Annotated in this window: 4 protein-coding genes; all 4 read left to right on the forward strand. The window is 74.5% G+C overall.

The window, feature by feature from the left end:
- A partial coding sequence (locus tag E2651_RS46035) for an alpha/beta fold hydrolase (RefSeq protein WP_135336312.1) occupies window positions 1-3,134 on the forward strand: 3,134 nt, incomplete at its 5' end.
- Complete coding sequence (locus E2651_RS40725) at window positions 3,127-4,680, forward strand: FAD-dependent monooxygenase (RefSeq protein ID WP_135336313.1); 1,554 nt, start codon at window positions 3,127-3,129, stop codon at window positions 4,678-4,680. The genes E2651_RS46035 and E2651_RS40725, both read left to right, overlap by 8 nt.
- 70 nt (window positions 4,681-4,750) lie before the next feature.
- Entirely contained in the window at window positions 4,751-5,056 is a 306-nt protein-coding gene (locus E2651_RS44430; protein ID WP_167829054.1) for a hypothetical protein, read from the forward strand.
- A gap of 87 nt (window positions 5,057-5,143) precedes the next feature.
- The gene (locus tag E2651_RS40735; RefSeq protein ID WP_135336315.1) at window positions 5,144-5,551 is read left to right on the forward strand and encodes a CoA-binding protein; all 408 of its coding nucleotides are present in this window, start codon (window positions 5,144-5,146) and stop codon (window positions 5,549-5,551) included.
- The last annotated feature ends 31 nt before the right edge of the window (window positions 5,552-5,582 follow it).

A 5,582-nucleotide genomic window follows, 5' to 3' on the forward strand; every position in this document is an offset into this window, starting at 1 on the left:
ACCCCGGCGAAAAACTCACCCCCGACTACTGGTACGACAACTGCCACCAACCCGTCGCCTTCCACCACACCATCAACAACCTCATCACCGACGGCCACCACACCTTCATCGAAACCAGCGCCCACCCCGTACTCGCCCCGCACATCGGCGACACGGACGCGGACGCGCGCATCCTCACCAGCCTGCGCCGCGACGACGGCACCGCCGGCCGCTTCCTCGCCGGTCTGGCCCGCGCCTGGGCCCTCGGACACCCCGTCACCCCCACGCCCCAGGACGGGCCGACCGCCGATCTGCCCACCTACCCCTTCCAGCACCGCACGTACTGGATCAGCACCGCCGCCCCCGAGGCCGCGGCCCCGGTCGACGCGACGGAGGCGCGGTTCTGGCAGGTGGTCGAGGAGGGCGCGCCCGATCAGGTGGCCGGGATGCTCGGCACCCGTGACGACGCGACGCTGACGGACCTCGTTCCCGCGCTCGCCGCCTGGCGCCGCGAGCGCCGCACCCGATCGCGCGCGGAGTCCTGGCGTTACCGCCTGGACTGGCGGCCCGTCGCCCTGCCCGAGGCCGCGCTCTCCGGGACGTGGCTGGCTGTGCTGCCCCCGGACGGCGGCGGGGAGGCGGAGGACGCCGTGCTTGCCGCGGTGGAGCAGGCCGGTGCCCGCGTCGTGCGCGTCCGTGCCTCCGGCGAGCGGGCCGAGCTCGCGGCGGCTCTGCGCGAGGCCGCTGAGTCCAACGAATCCACCGAATCCGCTGAGTCCACCGAATCCGCCGAGTCCACCGAGTCCGCCGAACCCGCCGAATCCGGGTCGTCGTCGGTCGGCGAGTCCCAGCTCGCCGGGACGCTCTCCCTGCTCGCCGAGACCGAGTCCTCCCTCGTACTCCTCCAGGCGCTCGCCGACGCGCGGCTCGGCGGGCGGGTCTGGTTCCTGACCCGGGGGGCTGTCTCCACCGGCGACTCCGACCCGATCCGGCACCCCGAGCGGGCCGAGCTGTGGGGCCTTGGCCGGGTCGCCGCGCTCGAATACCCCGACAAGTGGGGCGGGTTGATCGACATCCCGGCGACGCCGAGCACGTCGGCCGAGCTGGCGGCACTGCCCCGCATCCTGGGCGGCCGGGGCGATGAGGACCAGCTGGCGGTGCGCGGCGCGGGCACGTTCGCCTGCCGCCTCGTGCCCGCCCCGACGCCCGCACGCCCCGCCGCGGCGGCGTTCCGGCCCCACGGCACCGTGCTCGTCACCGGCGGCACCACCCCCACCGCGCTCGCCGTCGCCCGCTGGCTGGCCGAGAACGGCGCGGAACGCCTCATCCTCACCACCACCCCCGCGACCGAACTCCCCATCCCGATCCCCGCCGAACTCTCCGGTCTCCGCGCCGACATCACCATCGCCGAGTGCGATCCCGCCGACCGCGAGGCGCTGGCCGGCCTCCTTGACGCGATCCCCGCCGACGCGCCGCTGACCGCCGTCGTCCACGCCGACGAGCTGCTGGACGAGGGGCCGATCGAGGCGTTCACACCCGAGCGTCTGCGGGCGGTGCTCGCGGCAAAGGCGACCGCCGCGCGGCACCTGCACGAGCTGACGCAGGACCGCGACCTCGAGGCGTTCGTCCTCTTCTCCTCCTTCACCGGCACCCTCGGCGGCGGCGTCGGCCTCGGCCCCTTCGCCGCCGCCAACGCCCACCTCGACGCGCTCGCCGCGCACCGCCGCGCGCTGGGGCTGCCCGCCACCTCGCTGGGCTGGACCGCGTGGACGCACGCCGGACGCGACGCCGAGGAGGCGGCGTTCGAGGAGTCGCGCAAGCGGCGCCTCGTCCAGCGCGGGCTTCCGGGGCTAGACCCCGGCCTTGCTCTGCTTGCGGTCCAGGAAGCCGTCGAGCGGCAGGACGCGGCGTTGGTCGTCGCGGACGTGGAGTGGGAACGCTTCCTGCGCCGCTACACCGCGACCCGGCCGAGCCCGCTCCTTGAGGAGATCCCCGAGGTGGCACGGCTGCGGCGGCGCTCGGCAGCCGGAGGCAGCGGGGCCGAGGCGGCGGACGGCGCCGGGCAGGCGCTGGCGCGGCTGGCCGAGCTGCCGGCGGCCGAGCGGGAGCGGGCGTTGCTCGACCTGGTGCGTGCGGAGGCGGCGACCGTGCTCGGGCACGCCTCCGGCGAGGCCGTCGATCCGAGGCGAGGCCTGCTGGAGCTCGGCATGGACTCGCTGACGACGCTGGAGCTGCGCAACCGGCTCGCCGCGGCGACCGGCCTGCGGCTGCGGCCCGACGCCGTGTTCCGCAACGGCAGCGCGGAGGCGGTCGCCCAGCACCTGTCCACGCAGCTGCCCGAGGGCGCTGCTGCGGCGACGGCGCCGTCCCCCGGCTCGCCGTCCGGTCCTTCCGGGCTCGGCGCGCTGTTCCAACGGGCGCTCGACGCCGGTACGACAGTGGAGTTCACCGACCTGCTGGGCGACGCCGCCCGCTTCCGGCCGGCGTTCTCCGGCACCATGCCGGAGCCGGTGCGGCTGGCCGAGGGCGCGGGCGGCCCCGCGCTGTTCTGCCTGCCGACCGTCCTTGCGACCTCAGGGCCCCACCAATTCGCGCGCTTCGCCGCGCACTTCGCGGGCGAGCGCGACGTGTGGGCCCTGCCGCTGCCCGGCTACCTGCCGGGCGAGGCGCTGCCCGCCACCCTCGACGCGCTGCTCGACGCGGCGGCCGTGACGATGCGCCGCCACGCCGACGGCGGCCCGTACGCGCTCGTCGGCTACTCCTCGGGAGGCCTGCTGGCCCAGGCGGTGGCATCGCGCCTTGAGGACGCGGGCGAGGGCCCGGTGGCGGTGGCGTCGATCGACACGTCGCCGCTCAGCCGCCGCCTGCTGGTCCGCCTTGTGCCGGAGCTCCTTGGCCGCCTGGGCGAGCTGAGCGGCGCGGACGGAGTGGACCCGGGCCTGGTCCTGGACGACGACCGGCTCACCGCGATGGGCGGCTACCTGCGGCTGTTGACGGACGTGACACCCGAGCCCGTCAAGGCCCGCACGCTGCTGCTGCGCGCGGGCGTGGACATCCCCGGCGACCACTTCTCCGTCATCGAGGCGCACGCCGACACCACCGCACGGTCCATCCACGACTGGCTCGACACAACGCTGAGGGAAGCCCATGAGTGACACACGTGACACGAGGGACACGAGGGACACGAACGGCGCGCCCCGACGGCCCTCCGTGCTGATCGTCGGCGGCGGCACCTGCGGTCTGGCCGCCGCCTGCCAGCTGCTGCGGCTCGGCGTCTCCGTCCGGCTGCTCGAGAGCGAGCCGGAGCCGAACAAGGGCTCGCGCGCCATCCTGCTGTGGCCGCTGGGACTTGAGGTGCTGCGCGGCCTCGGCGTACTGCCCGAGGCCCAGGCGAGGGGCGTCACCCTCCGCTCCCTCCACTACCACCTCGACGGCGGCCGGACCCTCCACAACGACATCGGCCAGGAGAACGAGGCGCTGCTGCTGCCGCAGGAGCAGACCAGCGCACTGCTGGAGGGCGTACTGGAGAAGCTGGGCGGCCGGGTGGAGCGCGCCACGCGGGTCACCGACGTCTCGCCGGGCGAGGACTCCGTGACCGTGAAGGCCCACCGGCCCGACGGCACCACCGAACTCATCGAGGCGGACTGGCTGATCGGCGCCGACGGCGTCGGCAGCACCGTCCGGGAGCGGCTCGGCATCGAGTTCCCCGGCGTCACGCTGCCCACGATCTACCTCGCCGCCGAGGGCCACATCGACGGCGGCGACGCCGGGCGCGGCGCCGTCCACTACTTCCTGCGCTCCACAGGCCCCATGGTCTACGCCCCGCTGGCGGGCGGCATCACGCGTCTTGGCACCCCCGTGCCGCCGGACACCCCGCTGACGCCCGAGACCGTGCAGTCGCTGCTCGACAAGCGCGGACCGGCCGGGGCGCGGGTGAAGGATCTGCACGAGATCAAGACCTTCGGCAGCCAGGAGCGGATCGCGGAGCGGCTGCGCCAGGGCCGCTGCTTCCTCGTCGGCGACGCGGCCCACACCCACTCGCCGATCGGCGGCCAGGGCCTCAACCTGGGCCTGCAGGACGTGCACAACCTCACCTGGAAGCTGGCAGGCGTGATCCAGGGCCGGTTCGCCCCCGCGATCCTCGACACCTACGAGGTCGAGCGCCGGTACGCCGCCGAGCTGATCGTCCGCAACACCCGGGGCTTCACCCGCATGTTCACCCTCAAGCCGGCGCAGGCGCGGCTGCGGAACGCCGCCTGGCGCTTCCTGGAGAAGTCCGGGGTGCTGCGGCGGCGTCTTGTGCCGCTCCTTGCGGGCTGGCGGGTGCGCTACCCCGAGGGCCTGGTGGTGCGGGAGGAGGGGAAGTCCGGCGGATCCGGGAAGGGGAACCGCCTGCTGCCGCCCCCCGGTTCGCGCGCGCCGCACTGGGTGACCGCGCCGGCCGGGGACGCGTCGCGGGAGGCCGCGTTCCGGCTGCTGAGCACGGGCGCCAGGGCCGACCGCATGCACCAGGCGGCGGCCGCAGCCGCCGGGCGACTGCCGGGTCTGGTGGCGCACGAGCGCGTCGACCGGCACCGCCCGGGGTTCCTGCTGCTGCGCCCCGACGGGTTCGTGGCCGCCGGCGGCACGACCCCCGCCGACCTGGAGCGCGCCGAGCGGCTCCTGGCGGGCCTGGCGGACGCGACCGAGGTGACTGCCTGATGCGGCAGCCAGGCCACGAGACGAAGAGTGGCGAAGCCATGGGACGCGCTCAAAAAGAAGGCAGGGCCGCGTGAGGCGCAGGGCACGGGCGCTGCTGGCAGAAGTGTGGGAGATGTTCGTCATCTTCGGGCGGATCACCGCGGGAGAACGCCCGCCCGAGGGCGCCGGCCAGGGTTCCCGGGCGTCCGGACGGTCCCGGCGGTCGAGGCCGTCGCGGCCCGCCGGGCCCTCCGGGCCTCCCGCGACGCTGCCCGGCCACCCCGAGCGCGTGCCGCCGGCGAACGAGTCCAGCCCGGAGAACCGGGCGTTCTGGACACAGGTGGCCCGGATGACCGACGAGATCCTGCCTCGCGGCCGTCGCGGCCCGCACAAGTGAGCCGTGAGTCATCTGGAACGCAGCGGAATGGCCGGGATGCCCACGGAGTTGCATCGGGTGAGTGCTGTCCCGACGCAGGAGGCTTTCATGTACGGCGATCAGGCCACGGTCCGCAAGATCCTCACCGAGCTGGGGGACACGTGGGCCGTGGTCGGCCTCTCCGCCAACCGGGCGCGAGCCGCCCACGGAGTCGCCGACGTTCTCCGACGCTTCGGCAAACGCGTCGTCCCGGTCCACCCGAAAGCCGAGACGGTCCACGGGGAACCCGGCTATCCCTCCCTCGAGGCCATTCCCTTCCACGTCGATGTGGTCGACGTCTTCGTCAACAGCCACCTCGCCGGCCCCGTCGCCGACCAAGCCGTCGCCATAGACGCCCAGGCCGTCTGGTTCCAGCTCGGCGTCATCGACGAAGCCGCCTACGACCGCACGCGTGCCGCCGGGCTCTCCATGGTCATGGACCGCTGCCCGGCGATCGAACTCCCGATGCTGCGCTAGGAGTTCCGGACCCCGCCACCCCTACCCCAAC

Source organism: Streptomyces sp. MZ04 (assembly GCF_004684775.1).
Taxonomy (GTDB): domain Bacteria; phylum Actinomycetota; class Actinomycetes; order Streptomycetales; family Streptomycetaceae; genus Streptomyces.